We start from the raw sequence: 3,691 nt of genomic DNA on the forward strand, positions 1-3,691 counted from the left end.
TAAACTATAAGACAACCGCCAAAGCGGTCGATTGAAGAGAATCAATATTTCAGACGGCCTGAGCCTTCAATAAAAGACTCAGGCCGTCTGAAAAGATTATTTTGCGTATTGCTCGAAGATTTTATCGACTAAAGCATCGGCGGCTTTCCAATCCACACTTTCCGTTTCCGGCAAGGCAGTATTTTGTTCCGCTTCGGCAGTCATGGCTTTACCGCTGCCCTTCTCGGCAATATCGACTTTAACAGTCATCGACAAACCAACACGGAGCGGATTTTGTTGCAATTCTTTGGCATCCAAACTGATACGCACCGGCACACGTTGCACAACTTTAATCCAGTTGCCCGTTGCGTTTTGTGCCGGCAGTAATGAGAACGCGCTGCCCGTACCGGCTGACAAGCCCATTACCTTGCCATGGTAAACCACTTTGCTGCCGTACAAATCGGCTGTCATTTCAACAGGCTGGCCGATTTTCATTTTGCGCAGTTGCGATTCTTTAAAGTTGGCATCCACCCACAATTCAGACAGAGGCACAACAGCCATCATCGGCGTACCTTGTACGATACGTTGGCCGACTTGGACATTACGTTTGGCAATTTGGCCGCTAATCGGCGAACGGATTTGCGTACGTTGCAAATTCAGCCAAGCGTCTTTGATGTGGCTGATGGCCGTCTGAACTGCCGGTTGTTGGCGCAGAGGAATATTGCTGCCCAACGCTGCCTGAGCGGAAACTTCTTCCGCCTCAACCGCTTTCAATGCAGCCTGAGCCTGAACCACAGCGGCACGGGCATGGCTGAGTTCTTCTCCGGAAACCGCTTCCGTACCCGCCAAAGATTCGCGGCGGCGCAAATCGGCTTGCGCACGGGCCAAATCGGCTTTGCGCAACAACACTTGCGCTTTGGCTTTTGAATTGACCGCAGTTTGCTGTTTGTTTTGACGGATGGCCTGAATCAATTCATTTTGTGCGCGATCGTATGCCAGCTGAAAATCGCTATCGTCCAAAGCCACCAACACATCGCCTTTTTTCACGACATCCGTATCGTCATACATGACTTTGCGCACCGTGCCGTTCACCTGCGGCGTAATCATCACCAAATGACCGGCCACATAAGCATCTTCCGTTTCTTCTTCATGCTGCCAAAACAGGAAATACGCCAAAGCGACTCCTGCTGCCGCAATAAGGAATAGGAGTGTAACGATAACCAAATTGCGTTTGCGATGCGTTTTAGCGCCGGAAGCGACTACTTCCGGTTCTTTTTGGACATTATTTTTTTCCGATTGAGTATCCATAAGTCCTAACTTTAATTCTGCACATGTGATAACGATATTATTGTCTTGCTGGGTAGCTGACTTATACCATCAGCCCCAATACGAGCGTTTAACGCGCTAAAGGGTCATATTTTATAGTTACACTCTATTCATTACAATAATTTCTTCCGGTAGCAAATGTAAATAAGGTAAGCAAAAGGCCGTCTGAAATCACTTTCAGACGGCCTACGTTTTAATAAAACGTTTATTTCTTATTTAATTTAAAGCCTCCACCCAACTGGGCATTGAGGTTACTCCAAGCTGTCAGATATTCTGCATGGTATTGAACCGCCGACATTTTTGTACGCGCAGCTTCGTCTTGTTTTTGCAAAGCGGTCAAGCCGTTATCCAAACCTGCACGAACACGTCCTTTCGCATTTTGCACAGATTTATCGGCAATATTGACCATCTTATTCCAAGTATCTTGTCGGCTTTTCAGGCTTTGATAGTCGACTACAGCATCTGCCGCCGAACGCATGGCGTTCAAAACGGTTTGGTCATACACGGCAACCTGCTCGTTATATTGGGCGCGTTTGCCCGCCAATTTGGACTGCAGCGCGCCGGAAGTAAACAATGGCAGATTCAAAGCCGGAACAATGCCCAACATACCGGATGTCCGTCCGCGAATCAGATTGAACGCATCAATGTGCGTCATCCCTGCCAAAACTTTTAATTCGATATTCGGGTAAAACTCTGCTTCGGTCGATTTGACGATATGCCATTTCTCCTCAAGCAAGGCTTTTTGCGCCGCGATATCGGGGCGGGCCGCCAGCAAATCCGCCTCAATACGGCTAACCGGCGATGACGGCACAGCCGCCATTTTTTCCGGAATCTGTCCATTTAATACACCCGGTACACGGCCGGTCAATACAGCCAGACTGTTGCGGATTTTCTCATTTTTCTGAGTCCATGCCGATTTTTCAAGCTGTAATTGCTGTTGCGCCATTTCCAGAGCGTGCAAGGCATCGGCAGGAGCCAGCTGCGCTTTAACGCGTTGTTGCATCAGTTTCAATGCTTTATCCGCCAGCTCTATACGCGTATCCAACAAAGCCAATTGTTCTGTCGCCATCTGCCACGCAAAATATTGGGCGGCAACGGCGTGAGCCAACTCGGTGCGGATATGATGAGCTTCATACACCGCAGCCCTGCTTTTTCCTAAAACAGCTTGAATCTGCTCTCGGTTTTTACCCCAAAAGTCGAAAACCAAACTGCCTTGTAAGGCTGCGTGCGCCAAAACCAATGTATGGTCAGTATCGACCATACCGGCTTGAGGTTTGGGTGAAACATAGGTACCGATACCGGTTACACCCAAGCCGACTTGCGGTTTGTTTGCGGCTCCTACAACGCCCAGCTGCGCCTGAGCCTGCTCAAACCTTGCCTTGACGACACGCAGATTGGTAGACGTCTGAATGGCGGAAGCAATCAAATTGTTTAATTTTTTATCTTTCAGCTTCATCCACCAGCCGTCTTGGGCAGTAGCGGCAGATTGGCCTTGCGGCAGCGGATAGGCTGTTGTCTCATCCAAAGGCGACTGTTTGCCGAACGGCGCACACGCCGCCAACAACGAAACAGCGGCAACGCATACGCTTGATTTGACCAAACCTAATTTCATACAGACTCCGTTTATGTGTGCCTGCCGCAGACCATCAGGCCGTCTGTTGTCAATTGCCCAAACGGTTCAACAGTTTACCCAACAGGTGTTGCAGCGTATCATAATCCTCTTTCGTGAAATCTTCCCACGCCTGGCCGCTCTGACGGGCAATTTGCGGCCATACTTCGTGGATGAAGGTCTCACCCGAAGGGGTCAATTTTAGCACAATCTGACGGCGGTCTTTCTGATTGATATAACGCTCTACCCAGCCGCGCTCAACCATGTCGTCCGACAGGCGTGTTGCACTGGTGCGCGTCAAGTCCATCAAGTCGCTCAAGCGCGAAGGCAGGATTTCGCTGTTTGGGCTGACGTAAACCGCCATCAGGGAAAACCACAGGTTTTCATTGATGCCGAACGCTTTCAGGTTTTCGTTCAAATGGCTACTCAAACGTTCGGTTACAATGCGCAACATGCGGGATACTTGGTTTTGCTGCTCCGGAAACTGCGGCAGACGGGTAGAAAGCAAACGCATTGCGTTGACTAATTCGGTTTGTGAAAAACTCATAAATTCCTTCTTTCTGAGTGAATTATTTTATTCGATATCAATCAAAATAAAATATGATGTAATAATTTACTTTAAGATACCAATTACTTACTTTAAGACGTTATACTAATTCAGATGATTATTTTAGTGTATGAAAATCTGATAATCGGTTACATGCTCCTACTAAACGGAGTTTTCTATGCCTAAATCATGAAAATTCGACCATAAAAAAGGCCGTCTGAAACCTTGAT

At 48.0% G+C, this 3,691-nt stretch carries 3 protein-coding genes; all 3 read right to left on the bottom strand.

What is annotated here, in order from left to right:
• Positions 1 to 96 precede the first annotated feature (96 nt).
• Positions 97 to 1,287 carry an HlyD family secretion protein gene (locus ACTHUE_RS12955; protein WP_004521042.1) on the bottom strand — a complete coding sequence of 397 codons (1,191 nt, stop codon included), beginning with the start codon at positions 1,285 to 1,287 and terminating at the stop codon, positions 97 to 99.
• 223 nt (positions 1,288 to 1,510) lie between these two features.
• On the bottom strand, positions 1,511 to 2,917 hold the full coding sequence (locus ACTHUE_RS12960) for an efflux transporter outer membrane subunit (protein ID WP_004521041.1): 1,407 nt from the start codon (positions 2,915 to 2,917) through the stop codon (positions 1,511 to 1,513).
• Between the two features lie 49 nt (positions 2,918 to 2,966).
• On the bottom strand, positions 2,967 to 3,461 hold the full coding sequence (locus tag ACTHUE_RS12965; protein WP_004521040.1) for a MarR family transcriptional regulator: 495 nt from the start codon (positions 3,459 to 3,461) through the stop codon (positions 2,967 to 2,969).
• Positions 3,462 to 3,691: the final 230 nt, after the last annotated feature.

The organism is Neisseria sp. P0021.S005, assembly GCF_051956955.1.

Bases quoted from the DNA above. Each gene is read 5' to 3' on its own strand.
- ACTHUE_RS12955 (WP_004521042.1), bottom strand. From the start codon at position 1,287: ATGGATACTCAATCGGAAAAAAATAATGTCCAAAAAGAACCGGAAGTA.
- ACTHUE_RS12960 (WP_004521041.1), bottom strand. From the start codon at position 2,917: ATGAAATTAGGTTTGGTCAAATCAAGCGTATGCGTTGCCGCTGTTTCG.
- ACTHUE_RS12965 (WP_004521040.1), bottom strand. From the start codon at position 3,461: ATGAGTTTTTCACAAACCGAATTAGTCAACGCAATGCGTTTGCTTTCT.